Below are 17,332 nucleotides of genomic sequence, written 5' to 3'. Positions count from 1 at the left end.
CGGGCCGGGAGAGAAACTCGGACGGCGATGTCGAGAACCCCGGCCCCGCTCCGTCCCAGGGGTGAACGCGGCCACAATGGGTCGCACCAGTACCGAGGAGAGTCCCGATGGCGAAGTATCTGCTGCTGAAGCACTACCGCGGCGCCCCGGCCGCGGTGAACGACGTCCCCATGGAGCAGTGGACGCCCGAGGAGATCTCGGCTCACGTGCAGTACATGCGGGACTTCGCGGACCGGCTGGTGGAGACCGGGGAGTACGTCGACGGGCAGGCGCTCGCTCCCGAGGGGACCTGGGTGCGCTACGACGGAGAGGGACGCCCGCCCGTGACCGACGGGCCCTTCGCCGAGACCAAGGACCTCATCGCCGGGTGGATGGTCATCGACGTCGACAGCCACGAGCGGGCCGTCGAGCTGGCGGGGGAGCTGTCGGCCGCGCCCGGGGCCGGCGGGAAGCCGATCCACGAGTGGCTGGAGCTGCGCCCCTTCTACCCGGCGTCGCCCACCGACGCGGACTGCCATGCCAGTGGATGAGGCTCTGCTCAGGAGCCTCACGCCGAGCGTCCTCGCCGTCCTCGTCCGCCGCGGAGCCGACTTCGCGGCGGCCGAGGACGCCGTCCAGGACGCGCTGGTGGAGGCCCTCCGCGTCTGGCCCGCGCACCCGCCGCGGGACGCGAAGGGCTGGCTGGTGACCGCCGCCTGGCGGAAGTTCCTCGACCAGACCCGCGCGGACACCGCACGCCGCCGACGCGAGGAGCGCGTCGAGGAGGAACCGGCCCCCGGGCCCGCGCCCGCCGTGGACGACACGCTCCAGCTCTACTTCCTGTGCGCCCACCCCTCGCTCACCCCGTCCTCCGCCGTGGCCCTCACCCTGCGCGCGGTCGGCGGACTCACCACCCGGCAGATCGCCCAGGCCTACCTGGTGCCCGAGGCGACCATGGCCCAGCGGATCAGCCGGGCCAAGCGGACCGTGGCCGACGTGCGGTTCGACCGGCCCGGAGACGTCGCGACCGTGCTGCGCGTCCTCTACCTGGTCTTCAACGAGGGCTACTCCGGTGACGTCGACCTCGCCGCCGAGGCCATCCGGCTCACCCGGCAGCTCGCCGCCGCCATCGACCACCCGGAGGTGTCCGGGCTGCTGGCCCTGATGCTGCTCCACCACGCCCGGCGCGCCGCCCGGACCGCGCCCGACGGCGGGCTGGTCCCGCTCGCCGAGCAGGACCGCGGCCGATGGGACACCCGCCTGATCGCCGAGGGGGTCGGGATCCTCCAGGCGGCCCTCGCCCGCGACCGGCTCGGCGAGTTCCAGGCGCAGGCCGCCATCGCCGCCCTCCACGCCGACGCGCCCACCGCCGCGGAGACCGACTGGGTGCAGATCGTCGAGTGGTACGACGAACTCGCCCGCCTGACCGACAGCCCCGTCGTCCGGCTCAACCGGGCGGTCGCCGTCGGCGAGGCGGACGGACCGCGCGCGGGCCTGGCCGCGCTCGCACAGGTGGACACCGCCCTGCCCCGGCACACCGCGGTGGCGGCCTACCTCCACGAGCGCGACGGCGACCTGGCCACGGCGGCCCGGCTGTACGCCGAGGCGGCCCACAAGGCCCCGAACCTCGCCGAACGCGACCACCTGACCCGCCAGGCGGCCCGCCTCAACGCCCGCCAGAGCTGACGCGGCGCGCCTGCACCCGCCCACACGCCGATCCCGCACCCGGCGCAGGCGCTCGACTCTCAGCACCCTCCGCCGCGACGGCCCCCGGGACAGAGGCGGACGCCTGCGCCATGACGGCCCACGGGACAGAGCGGTGCGATGTCGTGCTCGGTCCGGGCATTCCACCGTCGGCGACTCCCACCGGAGTGGTCCATCCGGTCGGCAGCCCGTCGCCTCGTCGGGATCGTCATCGCGCAGGGCGCCGTATGAACTGCTCTTATCAGTCGCCCAGTTGGGCCCGCAGCCACTCCTCGACCTCGCCCACGTGCGCGGCCGCCGCCGCCCGTGCCGCCTCCGGATCGCGGGACGCCAGGGCGCGGTGGATCGCCGCGTGCTGCCGGCGGGTCCGTTCGAAGGCGCCCTCCTCCTGGTAGCCGCGCCACACCCGGGCACGGAAGGTCCGTGACGACAGGCCCTCCAGGATGGCCGCCATGGTGTCGTTGCCGGCCGCCGCCGCGATCTCGCGGTGGAAGGCGAGGTCGTGGGCGAGGATCTCCTCCGGGTCTTCGGTGGCGTTCATGGCCAGCAGGTGCTTCTCGACCTCGGCCAGCCGGTCGGGCGTGATGCGGGCCGCCGCCAGCGCCGTCGCCGTCGACTCCAGGACGCGCCGCACCTCCAGCAGCTCCACCAGGCGCGGGCCCCGCGAGAGGTCGGCGACGACGCCGAAGGTCTCCAGCAGGTCGCCGGCCTCCAGCTGGGTGACGTAGATGCCGGAGCCGTGCCGCGCCTCCAGCACCCCCAGCACGGTCAGGGCCCGGATCGCCTCCCGCATCGAGCTGCGGGAGATGCCGAGTTGCGCGGCGAGGTCGCGCTCGGTGGGCAGGCGCTGGCCCGGTTCCAGCCGGCCCTCCGCGATGAACGCCTTGATCTGCTCGATGGCGCGTTGCGTCACGGTGCCCTTCTGCGGGGCTGTCTCGTCCACGCCACTCCTCCACTCACCGGGTGCGCCGCAGTCTAACCGCCAAGGTGGTCGGACCACTACGGCCAAAATCCCGGAATTCTGCCGCCAGAGGGTGTTGTTTCGCGAGAGTGGTCTGATAAGTATGCGGGCATCTGCTCGAACACGCTCAACGAGGAGCCGCCAGATGCCCGGCAGAACAGTGGGGAAGCGGAACAGAATGCGGATCGTCTCAGCGGTCGCGGTCGCGGCGAGCGCCTCGCTCGCGCTCGCGGCGTGCGGAAGCACCAAGGACACCGGCTCCGGCAGTACGGGAGGCGGTGGCACCGGCAAGGTCGGGGTGATCCTGCCCCTGCTGACCTCGCCGTTCTGGCAGTCGTACAACGACTACGTGCCGAAGATGGCCAAGTCCGAGGGTGTCGACGCGCTCAAGACGGTCAACTCCAACAGTGACCCCTCGCAGCAGATCACCGACATCGACAACCAGCTCAACCAGGCCGTGAAGGGCCTGGTCGTCGCCCCCCTGGACAGTGCCGCCATCGAGGCCGGCCTCAAGCAGGCCGAGCGCAAGGGCGTGCCGGTCGTCGCCGTCGACGTGGCGCCCGACAAGGGCAAGGTCGCCATGGTCGTACGCGCCGACAACGTCGCCTACGGCACCAAGGCCTGCGACTACCTCGGAGCGCACATCACCAGCGGCAAGGTCGTGCAGATCATGGGCGACCTGGCCTCCGTCAACGGCCGCGACCGCTCCGAGGCCTTCCGCTCCTGCGTGAAGAAGAAGTACCCCAAGCTGAAGGTCCTGGAGATCCCCGCCAAGTGGGAGTCCGACACCGCGGCCTCGAAGCTCGACACCCTCCTCAACGCCAACCCCGACATCAAGGGCATCTACATGCAGGCCGGCGGCGTCTACCTCGCCCCGACCCTGCAGACCCTGAAGTCGAAGAACATGCTCAAGGCGGCCGGTAGCAAGGGCCACATCGTCATCGTCTCCAACGACGGCATCCCGCAGGAGTTCGAGGCCATCCGCAAGGGCCAGATCGACGCGACCGTCTCCCAGCCCGCCGACGCCTACGCCAAGTACGGCATGTACTACATCAAGGCGGCGATGCAGGGGAAGACCTTCCAGCCCGGCCCCACCGACCACGACTCCACCATCGTCAAGCTGCCCAGCGGCATCCTCGAGGACCAGTTGCCCGCCCCGCTGGTGACCAAGGACAACGTCGACGACCCCAAGCTCTGGGGCAACACGGTCAAATGACTACGCCACTCGTCGAGGCGCGGGACATCGTCAAGCGCTACGGACCCACCACCGCCCTCGCCGACGGCCGGCTCACCGTGCTGCCCGGCGAGTCCCACGCCCTCGTCGGCCGCAACGGCGCCGGCAAGTCGACCCTGGTCAACATCCTCACCGGACTCCAGGCACCCGACGAGGGCACCGTCCGCTTCGACGGCGAAGCGGCACCCTCGCTCGCCGACCGCGACGCCTGGCGCCGCAAGGTGGCCTGCGTCTACCAACACCCCACCGTCGTACCGGAGTTGACGGTCGCCGAGAACCTCTTCATCAACCGGCAGCCGCTCAGCCGCGGGTTCATCAGCTGGCGCCGTCTCAAGAGCGAGGCAGCCGCCCTCCTCGGCACCTGGGACGTGCACGTCGACCCCGAGGCGCGCACGGCCGACCTCAAGGTCGAGGACCGCCAAATGGTGGAGATCGCACGCGCGTTGAGCTTCGGCGCCCGGTTCATCGTCCTCGACGAGCCCACCGCCCAGCTCGACAACCGGGAGATCGAGCGGCTCTTCGAGCGCATGCGCGGCCTGCAGGACTCCGGCGTCACCTTCCTGTTCATCTCGCACCACCTGCAGGAGGTCTACGAGGTCTGCCAGACCGTCACCGTGCTGCGCGACGCCCGCTGGATCACCACCGCCCCGGTCGCCGAACTGCCCAGGGCGGCACTGATCGAGGCCATGGCCGGGGAGAGCATCGAGGCGATCGCCGAACAGGCCGTCCAGGAAAGGCTCGTCGACGACAGGGCGCCCGTCCTGCTGGAGGCACGGGGGCTCACCTCGGAGACGTACGAGAACATCGACCTGACCGTCCGGCGCGGCGAGGTCGTCGGGCTCGCCGGCTCCAGCGCCAGCGGCAAGATCGAGCTGGCGGAGGCCTTCGCGGGCCTGCGCGCCCCCACCGGCGGAACGGCACGGCTCGACGGCGAAGCGCTGAAGTTCGGCTCGGTGCAGGCCGCCCTCGCGGCCGGCGTCGGCTGCGTCCCGCGCGACCGGCACGACCAGGGCCTGGTGCGCTCCATGTCCGTCGGCGACAACACCACCATGAGCGTGCTGGACCGGCTGGGCCGCTTCGGCCTCATCGGCACCGACCGCAGACGCGGCTTCGCCGCCGAGCTGATCGACCGCCTCGACATCCACACCGAGGGCCCCGAGCAGCCGGTCTCCGACCTGTCCGGCGGCAACGCGCAGAAGGTGGTCATGGCCCGAGCCCTCGCCTCCGAGCCCCGGCTGCTGGTCCTCATCAACCCCACCGCCGGCGTCGACGTGAAGTCCAAGGAGTCACTGCTGGCCCGCGTGGACACCGCCCGTGAGGACGGCACCGCCGTACTCGTCGTCTCCGACGAACTCGACGACCTGCGGCGCTGCGACCGTGTCCTCGTCCTCTTCCACGGCCGCGTCGTCGCCGAGCATCCGGCGGGCTGGCGCGACCACGAGCTGATCGCCTCCATCGAAGGAGTGGACCACCATGGCTGACACCAAGGCTGTCCCGGTGAAGCCGGTGAGTTCGCCGGACGCCCGGTCGGCGCGGACCGTACTGCTGCGACGGGCGCGCGAACTCGCGCTGCTGCCCGCTCTGTTGGCGGTTCTGGTGATCGGAGCGTTCGTCAACGACTCGTTCCTCACCAAGAACAACCTCATCTCCATCGCCGCGTCGTCGGCGTCGCTGGCGATGGTGGTCCTCGCGGAGGCCCTCGTCCTGATCACCGGCAAGTTCGACCTCTCCCTGGAGTCGGTGGTCGGCATCGCACCCGCGGTGGGCGCACTGCTCGTGCTGCCGGCGGCCGGCGCGGGCTGGGGTGTCGAACTGCCCACCTGGCTGGCCATGTTGGCCATCCTGGTGGTGGGCGGCGCGGTCGGCCTCTTCAACGGCCTCCTCGTGGTGAAGCTGCGGCTCAACGCGTTCATCGTCACGCTCGCGATGCTGATCATCCTGCGCGGCGTTCTGGTCGGCGCCACCAAGGGCAAGACGCTCTTCGACATGCCGGACGCCTTCTTCGCGATCCACACCACCACGTTCCTGCAGGTGCCGATCTCGGTGTGGGTGGCGGCCGCGGGCTTCGCCGTCACCGGCGCCGTGCTGCGCTACCACCGGGTCGGCCGTGCCCTGTACGCCATCGGCGGCAACGCCGAGGCGGCCCGGGCGGCCGGAATCCGGGTGGACCGGGTGATGCTCGGCGTGTACGTGAGCGCGGGAGTGCTCGCCGCCGTGGGCGGCATCATGAAGACCGGCTACGTGGGGGCGATCAACGCCAACCAGGGCCAGAACATGATCTTCACGGTGTTCGCCGCGGCGGTGATCGGCGGGATCAGTCTCGACGGCGGCAAGGGCACCATGTTCGGCGCCCTGACCGGTGTGCTGCTGCTGGGCACCGTCGACAACCTGCTGACCCAGGCGCAGGTCCAGCCGTACTGGATTCAGGCTATTTATGGCGGAATCATCCTGTTCGCCCTCCTGATCGCCCGTCTCACCACCGGCCGCGCCCAGGACTGACCCGCCCCAGCCCCCGACCGAAAGGCCCTCCGTGTCCCCGACGCCCGCCCGCATCACCGCGGTCGACACCCACGACATCAGGTTCCCCACCTCGCGCGAGCTCGACGGCTCCGACGCGATGAATCCGGACCCCGACTACTCGGCCGCCTACCTCGTGCTGCGCACCGACGCCGAGGACGGTCTGGAGGGGCACGGGTTCACCTTCACCATCGGGCGGGGCAACGAGGTCCAGGTCGCCGCGATCCACGCGCTGCGTCACCACGTGGTGGGGCGGTCCGTGGACGAGGTGTGCGCCGATCCGGCGGTGGTGTACCGGGACCTGATCGGGGACAGCCAGCTGCGCTGGCTCGGGCCCGAGAAGGGCGTGATGCACATGGCGATCGGCGCGGTCGTCAACGCCGTGTGGGATCTGGCCGCCAAGCGTGCCGACAAGCCGCTGTGGCGGCTGCTCGCCGAGTCCGACCCCGAGTGGCTGGTGGGGCAGATCGACTTCCGGTATCTGACGGACGCGCTCACGCCCCAGGAGGCGCTGGACGTCCTGCGCCGGGGCCGCGCGGGAGCCGGGGAGCGCACGGCCCGGCTGCTGGAGTGCGGCTACCCCGCCTACACGACCTCCGCCGGCTGGCTCGGCTACAGCGACGAGAAACTCACCCGGCTCGCCTCCCAGGCGGTCGCCGACGGCTTCACGCAGATCAAGCTGAAGGTCGGCGCCGACCTCGACGACGACATCCGCCGCTGCCGGGTCGCCCGCTCGGTCGTCGGCCCGGACGTCCGCATGGCGATCGACGCCAACCAGCGCTGGGACGTCGCCGAGGCCATCCGCTGGACCAAGGCCCTCGCCGAGTTCGACCCGTACTGGATCGAGGAGCCCACCAGCCCCGACGACGTCCTCGGGCACGCCGCCGTCCGCGAGGCCGTCGCCCCCGTGAAGGTCGCCACCGGCGAACACGTCCAGAACCGCGTCATGTTCAAGCAGCTGTTGCAGGCCGGCGCCCTGGACGTCGTCCAGATCGACGCGGCCCGCGTCGGCGGCGTCAACGAGAACCTCGCGATCCTGCTGCTCGCCGCGAAGTTCGGCGTGCCGGTCTGTCCGCACGCGGGCGGCGTCGGCCTGTGCGAACTCGTCCAGCACCTGTCGATGTTCGACTACGTCGCGGTCACCGGCACCACCGAGGACCGGGTCATCGAGTACGTCGACCACCTGCACGACCACTTCCTGGATCCGGTGGTGATCCGCGAGGGTCACTACACGGCACCCACCGCGCCGGGCTTCTCGTCCGCCATGCGCCCGGAGTCCATCGCGCGGTACACCTTCCCCGGCGGCGCCTTCTGGGCCGCCGACCTCGACGAGAAGAAGGGACGGGCGGCATGACCGACTTCACGGGGCTGAAGGCCCTGGTGACGGGGGGAGCCTCCGGTATCGGACGGGCCACGGCCGACCTCCTCGCCGCCCGCGGCGCGCAGGTCGCCGTCCTCGACCTCGACCCGTCCCCGGTGGAGAAGCCGCTGCTGGGCTTCCGGGCCGACGTCGCCGACGACACGTCCGTACGGGAAGCGGTCGCGGCCGCCGTCGCCGAACTCGGCGGCCTCGACGTGCTGGTCAACAACGCGGGCATCGGCGCGCAGGGCACCGTCGAGGACAACGACGACGCCGAGTGGCACCGGGTCCTCGACGTCAACGTGGTCGGCATGGTGCGTGTGGCCCGCGCGGCCCTGCCGCACCTGCGCGCGTCGCGGCACGCGGCGATCGTCAACACCTGCTCCGTCGCGGCCACCGCAGGCCTGCCGCAGCGCGCGCTGTACAGCGCCACCAAGGGCGCCGTGTACTCCCTCACCCTGGCCATGGCCGCCGACCACGTCCGCGAGGGCATCCGCGTCAACTGCGTCAACCCCGGTACGGCGGACACCCCGTGGGTCGGCCGCCTGCTGGACAAGGCTCCCGACCCGGCCGCCGAGCGCGCCGCCCTGGAGGCCCGCCAGCCCAGCGGCCGGCTCGTCTCGGCGGCCGAAGTCGCCGGTGCCATCGCCTACTTGGCAAGCCCGCTGTCCGGGGCCACCACCGGCACCTCGCTCGCCGTCGACGGCGGCATGCAGGGCCTGCGTCTGCGGGCGGTGGGCCGGTGAACCGCCTCGGCAAGAGCGGCGTCGAGGTCAGCGCACTCGCCTTCGGCGGGGCGGTGATCGGCAACCTCTACACCGAGGTGACCGAGGAACAGGCGCACGAGGCCGTGTCAGCCGCCTGGGCGGAGGGCATCCGCTACTTCGACACCGCCCCGCACTACGGCCTCGGCCTGTCCGAGCGCCGCCTCGGCGCCGCGCTGCGCGAACGCCCACGAGCGGACTACACGATCTCCACGAAGGTCGGGCGCCGCCTGGAGCCGTCGGACGAGGGCGGCGACGACCTGGCGAACGGCTTCGCCGTACCCGCAACGCACGGCCGCGTGTGGGACTTCAGCGCCGACGGCGTACGACGCACCCTGGAGGCCAGTCTGGACCGGCTCGGCCTCGACCGGGTCGACGCCGTCTATCTCCACGACCCCGACGACCACGCCGAGCAGGCCTTCCGTGAGGGCTACCCGGCGCTGGAGGAACTCCGGTCCCAGGGCGTGGTGGGCGCGATCGGCGCCGGCATGAACCAGGCCGAGATGCTCACCCGTTTCGTCCGCGACACCGACGTCGACGTCGTCCTGTGCGCGGGCCGCTACACCCTCCTCGACCAGCGGGCGCTCACCGAGCTGCTGCCGGCGGCCGAGGAACGCGGCACGTCGGTGGTGATCGGCGGTGCCTTCAACTCCGGTCTGCTGGCGGACCCGAGCCCGGAGGCGACGTACAACTACGCGACAGCGCCGCGTGAGTTGCTCGACCGCGCCCTGCGCCTGAAGGCGATCGCCGAACGGCACGGCACCACCCTGCGGGCCGCGGCCCTGGCCTTCTGCACGGCGCATCCGGCGGTCGCCGGCGTGCTCGTCGGGGCCCGCTCGGCAGACGAAGTACGCGACAGTGCACGGCAGTTCGCGGCCCAGGTGCCTTCGGGGCTCTGGCGGGAGCTGCGCGCGGAGCGGCTCCTGCCCGCCGAGGCCCCCGTCCCCGAGGAGGAGCCGTCATGAGAGTCGCCCTGCACACCAAGGTCCGCGCGGACCGCGTCGCGCAGTACGAGGCCGCCCACCGCGAGGTCCCCGAGGAGCTCACGGCCGCCATCCGCGCGGCCGGCGCCACGTCCTGGACCATCTGGCGCAGCGGCACCGACCTCTTCCACGTCCTGGAGTGCAAGGACTACGCCCGCCTCCTCGCGGAGCTGGAGGAATTGCCGGTCAACGTCGCCTGGCAGGCCCGTATGGCGGAGCTGCTGGACGTGGTGCACGACTACTCCGACGAGGGCGCGAACGCGGGCCTGCCCGTGGTCTGGGAGCTGCCATGACGGTCGACGCCCACCACCACGTGTGGGACCTGTCGGTCCGGGACCAGGACTGGATCCCCGAACACAGCCCGATACGGCGGGACTTCACGGTCACCGACCTGGAGCCCGAGGCTCGTGCGGCGGGCGTCGACCGCACCGTCCTGGTCCAGACGGTCACCGTGGCCGAGGAGACCCCGGAGTTCCTGGCGCTGGCCGACGCGCACGACCTCGTCGCCGGTGTCGTCGGCTGGACCGACCTCACCCGCCCCGACATCGCCGACGAACTCGCCCGTCTGCGCGCCCTCCCCGGCGGCGCACACCTCAAGGGCATCCGCCACCAGGTCCAGGGAGAGCCGGACCCCGAGTGGCTGCTGCGTCCCCACGTACAGCGCGGCCTGACCGCGGTGGCCGAAGCGGGTCTGGCCTACGACCTGGTGGTCCTGCCCCACCAGCTCCCGGCCGGCGCGAAGGCGGCCGCCCATCTGCCCCAACTCACCTTCGTCCTGGACCACTTGGGCAAGCCGCCCATCGCCTCAGGCGCCCTGGACCCCTGGGCGACGGACCTGCGGGCCCTGGCCGCCGTCCCCAACACGGTCGCCAAGCTCTCCGGCCTGGTCACCGAGGCCGACCCGGCCACCTGGACGCCCGACGACCTGCGCCCGTACGCCGAGACGGCCCTGGAGGCCTTCGGCCCCGACCGCCTGATGTTCGGCTCGGACTGGCCGGTGTGCACCCTCGCCGCGACCTACGGCGACGTCGTGGCCGCGGCGGAGCACCTGATCGCCGGCCTGGGCGAGGCCGAGCGGACGCGGATCCTGGAGGGCACGGCGACCCACGTCTACCGACTATGACCCGGTTCGCCCGCCGGGAAGCGTCCGTCCCAGGCGGGCCAGCGGCGAGAGGGCCATCAGGGCCGGCGACAGGAGCATGCCCGCGGCCGCCGCCGCCGGGCCGGTCCGTGTGCCCAACGCCTCCGCGAGCAGGCCACCGAGGAGCGAGCCGAACGGGGTCAGCCCCATCCCGACGAAGCTGATCGTCGCCGCCACACGACCCTGCATCCCGTCCGGAGCGAGGCTCTGCCGGACGGCCATGACGGTGACGTTCACGAGCTGGCCGAAGGTCCCGAAGACGAAGCCGATCGCGAGGAGCGCGGGAACCGTCACCATGGGCGGGCCGTGCAGCGCGGGCACCAGCAGGAACACCGCGTCGCCGAGCGCCGCCGCCCACACCGGCACCCTGCCGTGGCCGAAGCGGCCCGGCAGGCGGGCGGCCAGCACCGACCCCAGCGGCGCGCCCGGCCCGGTCGCCGCGAGTGCCGCCCCGACGGCGATGCCCGGCAGACGCAGATCACGCGGCGAGGCGATCGGACGGGCGGAATCGGGAACAGCGGAGGAAAAGGACGGCACAAGGGCCCCTCGGACGACCGTGCCGTGCCGCGCGTCAAGGGCGGCACGCGATGACGGGCCGCTCGCGGCCCCGAACGTCAACGCGTGCTCGAACGACCGACCATGTCCCCGCTCCTCGTGAGTCACTCGCAGCGCGAACCTAGCTCCCGACGGGCAGCGGACGAAAGGCGATTCACGGCTCCGCGGGACCCTGCCTACGGGTTAACCCCCAGGCCCGTCGACCGGCCCACCGGATGGTGGCGGCCGCCTTGATCCACAACCCTGGAGGAGTCGCAGAGACCGCAAACCCCACAGACGAAGAGGCCCCAGCCATGCTGACCCGCCGCGCCGCCCTGCTCTCCGCCGTCGCCGCCACCCTCCTGCCCGGCATCACCGCGCCGACCGCGTCCGCGGGCCCACGCACGACCGGCCCGCTGAAGCCGGTCCTGCCGCCACCGAGCGGGCCGTACCCCGTGGGGACGGTCTCCCTGCGCCTCGTCGACCGCACCCGCACCGACCCCTGGGTCCCGTCCCGGCCGTATCGCGAGCTCATGATCAGCGTCCGCTACCCGGCCCGTACCGTCGACGGACACCCCACCGCCCCCCAGATGCTCCCGGGAGAGGCCGCCGCGTTCGCGGCCCTCAACAGCTTCACCGGTGTGCCCGCCGACGCCGTCGACTGGTCGGCCACCCGCACGCACGCCCACGAGGGCGCCCCGATCGACCGCCGCGAGTGCCCCCGCCCGGTGATCTGTTACTCGCCCGGTGCGGGGGACCCGCGGTCCCTGGGCACCACGCTCTGCGACGACCTCGCCTCCCGGGGCCATGTCGTGGTGATGCTCGACCACACCTACGACGCCGTGGCCGTCCAGTTCCCCGACGGGCGCGTCGAGAAGACCGTCCTGCCCGCCGAGTACGCCAAGGCGTTCCCGGCCGAGGGCCGCATCACGGCCCTTCTGCGCAAGACACTGGCCGTCCGCGTGGCCGACACCCGCTTCCTTCTCGACGCACTGCCCGGCGCGCTCCCCACGGAGCTGCGCGGTGCCGTGGACATGGACCGCGTCGGCATGTTCGGCCAGTCGGCGGGCGGCTTCACCGCCCTGCAGGCGACGCACGACGACCCGCGCATCGCGGCGGCCGCCGACCTCGACGGCGTCCTCGCCCACGTCCAGAAGGACAGCACGCCCGGCAACCTCTCCACCGTCGCCGCCGACGGACTGGACCGGCCCTTCCTGCTGATGGGCATGGACGGCAACGACCTCGACGGCGTGCCGTCCTGGAACGCGCTGTGGCGGCACAGCCGCGGCTGGCACCGGGGCCTGACCCTGCGGGGCGCGGAACACGCGACGTACACCGACGCGGAGGCGCTGATCCCGCAGATCGCCCACCGGTTCGGCCTGCCCCGGAAGACGGTCGTGGAGAACATCGGCACCATCCCGCCGGGGCACGCCATCAGCGCCGAACGGGCCTGTCTGGCCGCCTTCTTCGACCGCTGGCTGCGGGGCCGGGACGACGACGGCCTGCTGGACGGGACGTCGGGCCGGTACCCGGAGATGCGGATGTTCCCCCAACGGCTCGCCTGACGGGCCCCGTTCAGGACCGCTGCGCCACTCCCGACAGCCGCGTCGGCGGCAGGTACTCGCGGACGTAGGTCCGGTCCCAGCACGCCCCCGTCTCCCGCAGCTCGCGCCGGCTCGTGTACCGGTAGCGGAACAGCCGGGCCCGGACGAAGCGCGGCGGCGCGTCCGGCGGGAACGGGGAGCGGCGCAGCAGCCGCAGCGTGTCGCGGTCGTTCTCCAGCAGCCGTTCCACCAGCCCGCCGAACCAGGAGTCGGCGTAGGCGGGGGAGAGCGCCGCGAACCACATCAGCCAGTCCAGACGGAGGTGGTACGGCGCGAACTGTCGCGGCCAGTGCCGAGGATCGCCCGGCTTGCCCCTGAACTCGTACTCCCGCCAGTCGGAGTCCTCGCGGGGCACGTCGTCGGCGGTGCCCTCGATCACCACCTCGTACCTGACCCGGCTGACGCTGCCGAACGCGCCGTAGGTGTTCACCAGGTGGAGCGGGTCGAAGGAGCGGTTCATGATCTGGCGGCGGGAGAGCATGTTGGCGACCGGACGGTAGCTGAGCGCGACGAGCAGTACGGCGACCGCCGACACCAGGACCTCGTACCAGAGCGGGGCGGCCGGCACGGACGACGGCGCGTCGGACGGGAGCGCGAGCGCGGACGCCGCCAGCACGATGGTGATCCAGTTCAGCCAGGAGAAGTTGCCCGACAGCACCAGCCAGAGCTGCGTGACGATCATCAGCGACGCGGCGGCCGTGGCGACCGGCTGAGGGGCGAAGAGCAGGACGGGCACGACGAGCTGGGTGACGTGGTTCGCGGCCACCTCGACCCGGTGCGCGGGCGCCGGCAGATGGTGGAAGAACCAGCTGAGCGGGCCCGGCATCGGCTGTGTCTCGTGGTGGAAGTCCAGGCAGGTCAGCTTCCGCCAGCACGCGTCCCCGCGCATCTTGATCAGTCCCGCGCCGAACTCGACGCGGAAGAGGATCCAGCGGAGCAGGAAGAGCACCACGACCGGCGGGGCCACCTCGTCGTTGCCGAGGAAGACGGCGAGGAAGCCGACCTCCAGGAGCAGGGACTCCCAGCCGAACGCGTACCAGCTCTGGCCGACGTTGACGATCGACAGGTACAGCAGCCAGGGCACCAGCCACAGCAACATCCCTCCCCACAGCGGGAGTCGGGAGTCGAGGCCCGCGGCCAGCGCGGCGGCGACCGCGCAGCCCGTCCAGGCGCAGGCCGCGAAGAAGCGGTCGGAGTAGTGGAGTTGGAAGAGACTGGGGGCACGCCGGAAGGGCATGCGGGCGGTGAGGCGGGGGACCGGCAGCATGCCCCTCTCCCCGATGAGCGCCCGGAACTGCAGGGCCGCCGAGAGGAAGGCCACGAGGTACACGCCGGCCAGAGCCCGCTGGAAGACCAGCCGGCTCGTCCAGTACTCGGGTGCGGTGAACCAGTCCACGGCCGTGCGCTCCTCACTCCAGTGTCGCGCCGGAACCCTGCGTCACGCTCCGTGTAACCAGCCTCCGCCTGCGTAACCCGAGCGGAGATCGCGGTCCGCTTGCAGAGCAAAATACGCCGAATACGTCCTGTCGTCCCGGTCGAAGAATCGGTCAAACCCTGGCAAGGTGGCTCCATGGTTGATCGGGGAGCGAGCGCCCTGTCACTCCCGGACGACTGGCCCGCCCACCCGGACCCGATCCTGGCGCTCAATCGCATGGGCAGCTTCGACTGGGACCTGGACACCGGGCTCTTCCACATGGACGCCCAGGCCCACGAGGTCTTCGACGTGCGCCCCGACGAGTACGACGGCCACCCCGAGAGCCTCTCCGTCCGGGTCCCGCCCGCCGAGGCCTACCGTCTCGACGCCCTGGTCGCCCAGTCCATGAAGGACGGGAGCGAGAACTACGGCGCCTACTTCCGCATCCGCCGCCGCGACGGCAGCCTGCGCTGGACCCACACCCAGGGCTACATCCGGCGCGACGAGACGGGCCGCCCGCGCCGCATCATCGGCATCGTCCGGGACGCCACCCAGGAACTCGCCGAACTCGCCGCCCACGAGGAGCGGACCGCCCAGGACGAGGCCCGGCCCGACCAGAGCAGCGTCGTCCAGCTCACCACGGCCGCCCTCGCCCACGCCCGCACCGTGCAGGACGTCATCGACGTCCTCAAGGACACCGAGGGCCTCACCCATCTCGGCGCCACCAGCCTGGTCATGGGCCTGGTGGAGGCCGGCCGCATCCGGCTGATCGCCGAGGGCCCCGAGGGCAGCTTCGTGCCCGGCACCCTCGTCACCCGGATCGACGAGCCCTACCCGATGAGCGAGGTCGTACGGACCCTCACGCCCCGCTTCATCGAGTCCCCCGAGGAGTTCGCCGCGGGCTACCCCATCCTGTGGCCGCACATCACCGACCTGGACATCACCGCGGCCGCCTACCTCCCGCTGATCGTGCAGGCCCGCCCGATCGGCGCCATGGGCCTGCTCTACAGCGACCGGCGCGGCTTCTCGCCCGACGAGCGCGACGTCCTGCTCGCCCTGGGCAGCAGCATCGCGCAGAGTCTGCAGCGGGCCACCTTCTACGAACAGGAGAAGGACCTCGCCACCGGCCTCCAGCAGGCCATGCTGCCGCGCACCATCCCCAGCGTCCGCGGCGCCGACGTCGCCGTCCGCTACCGCTCGGCCTCCCTCGGTCGGGACATCGGCGGCGACTGGTACGACCTGATCCCGCTGCCCGGCGGCCGGGTGGGCGCCGTCATCGGCGACGTCCAGGGCCACGACACGCACGCGGCCGCCGTCATGGGCCAGCTGCGCATCGTGCTGCGCGCCTACGCCGCCGAGGGCCACACCCCGGCCACCGTCATGGCCCGCGCCTCCGTCTTCCTGCACGAACTCGACACCGACCGCTTCGCGACCTGCCTGTACGCCGAGGCCGACCTGTCCACCGGAGTCGTCCAGGTGGTGCGGGCCGGCCACATCGACCCGCTGATCCGTGACGAGGACGGCAGCTGCCACCGCATCCCGGTCCCGGGCGGCCTGCCGCTCGGCCTGTCCGCCGAGTTCGGCAGCCTCGAATACCCGGTCGGAACGATCGAACTGGACGCCGGGCACACCCTCATGCTGTGCACCGACGGCCTGGTCGAACAGCCCGGCGCCGACCTCGACGACGGCATGCGCACACTCAGCGCCCTCATCGCCGCCGGCCCGGACGACGTACGCGACCTCGCGGACTGCCTCATCGACGTCGCCGAGGAACGCGGCGGCGACGACGACGTCGCCCTGCTCCTGCTGCGTCGCCGCGGCCTGGACGCCCCCCGCTCCGGCGGCCGGCTCCAGCAGCACGTGGCACCGGGCGACCCCGAGGCCCTCACCGAGGCCCGCCACATGATCCGGGCCGCGGTCCGCGCCTGGGGGGCGAAGGACCGTGCCGACGAGATCGAACTGGTCGCCGACGAACTGATCACCAACGCGCTCATGCACACCGAGGGCTCCGCGATCCTCACCCTCAGGGTGCTCACGGGCAGCGACCGGCGGCTGCGGGTCGAGGTGGAGGACTCCTCCAGCGCCCTGCCACGCCGCCGCGAGGCGGGGGAGTCGGGCGTCTCGGGCCGGGGCCTGCTCCTGGTCGACCTGCTCACGGACGTGTGGGGCGTGGAGGCGCGGGGCGGCGGCAAATGCGTGTGGTGCGAGTTCCTGATGCCGTGACCCGGCCGTCCCGCCCGGCACTGTCGGTGCCGGGTGGCACTCTGGACGTATGCCGGAACTCCCCGAGGTCGAAGCGCTCAAGGACTTCCTCACCGAGCACCTGGTCGGACACGAGATGGTGCGGGTGCTGCCCGTCGCGATCAGCGTCCTGAAGACCTACGACCCCCCGCTCTCCGCCGTCGAGGGCCGGGAGGTCACCGCCGTGCGGCGGCACGGCAAGTTCCTCGACCTCGCCACCGAGGGCGGCCCGCACTTCGTGACCCATCTGGCCCGCGCCGGCTGGCTGCAGTGGAGGGACCGGCTGCCCGACGGCCCGCCCCGTCCGGGCAAGGGCCCCCTCGCCCTGCGCGTGGCCCTGGAGACCGGGGAGGGCTTCGACCTCACCGAGGCCGGCACCCAGAAGCGCCTCGCGGTCTACGTCGTCCAGGACCCGCAGGAGGTCCCGGGCATCGCCCGCCTCGGCCCGGACCCCCTGGCCGACACCTTCGACGAGAAGGCGTTCGCGAAGCTCCTGGGACCCGAGAGGCGCCAGATCAAGGGCGCCCTGCGCGACCAGAGCCTGATCGCCGGGGTGGGCAATGCCTACAGCGACGAGATCCTGCACGCCGCCAAGATGTCCCCGTTCAAACTGGCCGCGTCACTCACCCCGCAGGAGACCACCCGTCTCTACGAGGCCCTGCGCACCACTCTCACCGAGGCGGTCGAGCGCTCCCGGGGCCTGGCGGCCGGCCGGCTGAAGGCGGAGAAGAAGAGCGGTCTGCGTGTCCATGGCCGCACCGGCGAAGCCTGCCCGGTCTGCGGCGACACCATCCGCGAGGTCTCCTTCAGCGACTCCTCCCTGCAGTACTGCCCGACCTGCCAGACGGGCGGCAAGCCGCTGGCGGACCGGAGGATGTCGCGGCTGCTGAAGTAGG

The 17,332-nt window shown here is 72.1% G+C and carries 15 protein-coding genes and 1 pseudogene; 13 read left to right on the top strand and 3 right to left on the bottom strand.

The genetic code is table 11. The features are described from left to right. The first annotated feature begins 107 nt into the window (after positions 1–107). Together ACQF4J_RS08460 and ACQF4J_RS08455 are read left to right on the top strand one after the other, a co-directional pair. Positions 108–530 carry a YciI family protein gene (locus ACQF4J_RS08460; RefSeq protein WP_351578731.1) on the top strand — a complete coding sequence of 141 codons (423 nt, stop codon included), beginning with the start codon at positions 108–110 and terminating at the stop codon, positions 528–530. Next, positions 523–1,665: an RNA polymerase sigma factor gene (locus ACQF4J_RS08455; protein WP_351802119.1), complete on the top strand. Its 1,143-nt coding sequence runs from the start codon at positions 523–525 to the stop codon at positions 1,663–1,665. The genes ACQF4J_RS08460 and ACQF4J_RS08455 overlap by 8 nt, the downstream gene beginning before the upstream one ends. A gap of 259 nt (positions 1,666–1,924) precedes the next feature. Here the strand turns inward: ACQF4J_RS08455 and ACQF4J_RS08450 are convergent, their stop codons facing one another. Then, positions 1,925–2,626, bottom strand: a complete 702-nt coding sequence (locus ACQF4J_RS08450; RefSeq protein WP_351578734.1) for a FadR/GntR family transcriptional regulator — start codon at positions 2,624–2,626, stop codon at positions 1,925–1,927. A 163-nt stretch (positions 2,627–2,789) separates the two neighbouring features. On the opposite strand from ACQF4J_RS08450, the gene ACQF4J_RS08445 reads away from it, so the two are divergent. The 8 genes from ACQF4J_RS08445 to ACQF4J_RS08410 are packed head-to-tail and all read left to right on the top strand — an operon-like array spanning position 2,790 to position 10,625. Beyond that, positions 2,790–3,860, top strand: a complete 1,071-nt coding sequence (locus tag ACQF4J_RS08445) for a sugar ABC transporter substrate-binding protein (RefSeq protein WP_351578737.1) — start codon at positions 2,790–2,792, stop codon at positions 3,858–3,860. Continuing rightward, positions 3,857–5,359, top strand: a complete 1,503-nt coding sequence (locus ACQF4J_RS08440; protein ID WP_351578740.1) for a sugar ABC transporter ATP-binding protein — start codon at positions 3,857–3,859, stop codon at positions 5,357–5,359. Before ACQF4J_RS08445 ends, ACQF4J_RS08440 begins: the two co-directional genes overlap by 4 nt. Continuing rightward, the gene (locus tag ACQF4J_RS08435) at positions 5,352–6,377 is read left to right on the top strand and encodes an ABC transporter permease (RefSeq protein WP_351578743.1); all 1,026 of its coding nucleotides are present in this window, start codon (positions 5,352–5,354) and stop codon (positions 6,375–6,377) included. The genes ACQF4J_RS08440 and ACQF4J_RS08435 overlap by 8 nt, the downstream gene beginning before the upstream one ends. Before the next feature lie 31 nt (positions 6,378–6,408). Beyond that, complete coding sequence (locus tag ACQF4J_RS08430) at positions 6,409–7,749, top strand: L-fuconate dehydratase (protein WP_351578746.1); 1,341 nt, start codon at positions 6,409–6,411, stop codon at positions 7,747–7,749. After that, a complete protein-coding gene (locus ACQF4J_RS08425; RefSeq protein WP_351578749.1) occupies positions 7,746–8,501 on the top strand; it encodes an SDR family NAD(P)-dependent oxidoreductase in 756 nt (251 codons plus the stop codon). Before ACQF4J_RS08430 ends, ACQF4J_RS08425 begins: the two co-directional genes overlap by 4 nt. Beyond that, positions 8,498–9,484 carry an aldo/keto reductase gene (locus ACQF4J_RS08420; RefSeq protein WP_427165391.1) on the top strand — a complete coding sequence of 329 codons (987 nt, stop codon included), beginning with the start codon at positions 8,498–8,500 and terminating at the stop codon, positions 9,482–9,484. Before ACQF4J_RS08425 ends, ACQF4J_RS08420 begins: the two co-directional genes overlap by 4 nt. After that, positions 9,481–9,795, top strand: a complete 315-nt coding sequence (locus ACQF4J_RS08415) for an L-rhamnose mutarotase (protein ID WP_427165390.1) — start codon at positions 9,481–9,483, stop codon at positions 9,793–9,795. The genes ACQF4J_RS08420 and ACQF4J_RS08415 overlap by 4 nt, the downstream gene beginning before the upstream one ends. Further along, entirely contained in the window at positions 9,792–10,625 is an 834-nt protein-coding gene (locus ACQF4J_RS08410; protein WP_427165389.1) for an amidohydrolase family protein, read from the top strand. Before ACQF4J_RS08415 ends, ACQF4J_RS08410 begins: the two co-directional genes overlap by 4 nt. Here ACQF4J_RS08410 and ACQF4J_RS08405 read toward each other — a convergent pair. After that, positions 10,620–11,243: pseudogene (locus ACQF4J_RS08405) on the bottom strand (MFS transporter); the annotation flags it as partial. The gene ACQF4J_RS08410 and the pseudogene ACQF4J_RS08405 overlap by 6 nt on opposite strands. Before the next feature lie 248 nt (positions 11,244–11,491). Here ACQF4J_RS08405 and ACQF4J_RS08400 point away from each other — a divergent pair. After that, positions 11,492–12,742, top strand: coding sequence for an alpha/beta hydrolase family protein (locus ACQF4J_RS08400; RefSeq protein WP_427165388.1), 1,251 nt, complete (start codon positions 11,492–11,494; stop codon positions 12,740–12,742). A 10-nt stretch (positions 12,743–12,752) separates the two neighbouring features. Here the strand turns inward: ACQF4J_RS08400 and ACQF4J_RS08395 are convergent, their stop codons facing one another. After that, complete coding sequence (locus ACQF4J_RS08395; protein WP_427165387.1) at positions 12,753–14,177, bottom strand: lipase maturation factor family protein; 1,425 nt, start codon at positions 14,175–14,177, stop codon at positions 12,753–12,755. Positions 14,178–14,351: 174 nt separating this feature from the next. On the opposite strand from ACQF4J_RS08395, the gene ACQF4J_RS08390 reads away from it, so the two are divergent. Both ACQF4J_RS08390 and ACQF4J_RS08385 read left to right on the top strand, forming a co-directional pair. Beyond that, positions 14,352–16,418 (top strand): SpoIIE family protein phosphatase, encoded by a 2,067-nt coding sequence (locus tag ACQF4J_RS08390; RefSeq protein ID WP_351578768.1) that lies wholly within the window; start codon positions 14,352–14,354, stop codon positions 16,416–16,418. Between the two features lie 49 nt (positions 16,419–16,467). Further along, positions 16,468–17,331, top strand: a complete 864-nt coding sequence (locus ACQF4J_RS08385; protein ID WP_351578771.1) for an Fpg/Nei family DNA glycosylase — start codon at positions 16,468–16,470, stop codon at positions 17,329–17,331. Position 17,332 lies beyond the last annotated feature (1 nt).

The sequence above is a fragment of the Streptomyces sp. C1-1 genome (genome assembly GCF_050214755.1).
In the GTDB taxonomy this organism is placed as follows: domain Bacteria; phylum Actinomycetota; class Actinomycetes; order Streptomycetales; family Streptomycetaceae; genus Streptomyces.
Note: the sequence above shows the minus strand (reverse complement) of the source record. Positions and strands in the feature narration are given on the sequence as shown.

Excerpts from the sequence above, each read along its gene's own strand:
- ACQF4J_RS08460 (WP_351578731.1), top strand. The coding sequence starts at position 108 with ATGGCGAAGTATCTGCTGCTGAAGCACTACCGCGGCGCCCCGGCCGCG.
- ACQF4J_RS08445 (WP_351578737.1), top strand. The coding sequence starts at position 2,790 with ATGCCCGGCAGAACAGTGGGGAAGCGGAACAGAATGCGGATCGTCTCA.
- ACQF4J_RS08440 (WP_351578740.1), top strand. The coding sequence starts at position 3,857 with ATGACTACGCCACTCGTCGAGGCGCGGGACATCGTCAAGCGCTACGGA.
- ACQF4J_RS08435 (WP_351578743.1), top strand. The coding sequence starts at position 5,352 with ATGGCTGACACCAAGGCTGTCCCGGTGAAGCCGGTGAGTTCGCCGGAC.
- ACQF4J_RS08425 (WP_351578749.1), top strand. The coding sequence starts at position 7,746 with ATGACCGACTTCACGGGGCTGAAGGCCCTGGTGACGGGGGGAGCCTCC.
- ACQF4J_RS08415 (WP_427165390.1), top strand. The coding sequence starts at position 9,481 with ATGAGAGTCGCCCTGCACACCAAGGTCCGCGCGGACCGCGTCGCGCAG.
- ACQF4J_RS08410 (WP_427165389.1), top strand. The coding sequence starts at position 9,792 with ATGACGGTCGACGCCCACCACCACGTGTGGGACCTGTCGGTCCGGGAC.
- ACQF4J_RS08400 (WP_427165388.1), top strand. The coding sequence starts at position 11,492 with ATGCTGACCCGCCGCGCCGCCCTGCTCTCCGCCGTCGCCGCCACCCTC.
- ACQF4J_RS08390 (WP_351578768.1), top strand. The coding sequence starts at position 14,352 with ATGGTTGATCGGGGAGCGAGCGCCCTGTCACTCCCGGACGACTGGCCC.
- ACQF4J_RS08385 (WP_351578771.1), top strand. The coding sequence starts at position 16,468 with ATGCCGGAACTCCCCGAGGTCGAAGCGCTCAAGGACTTCCTCACCGAG.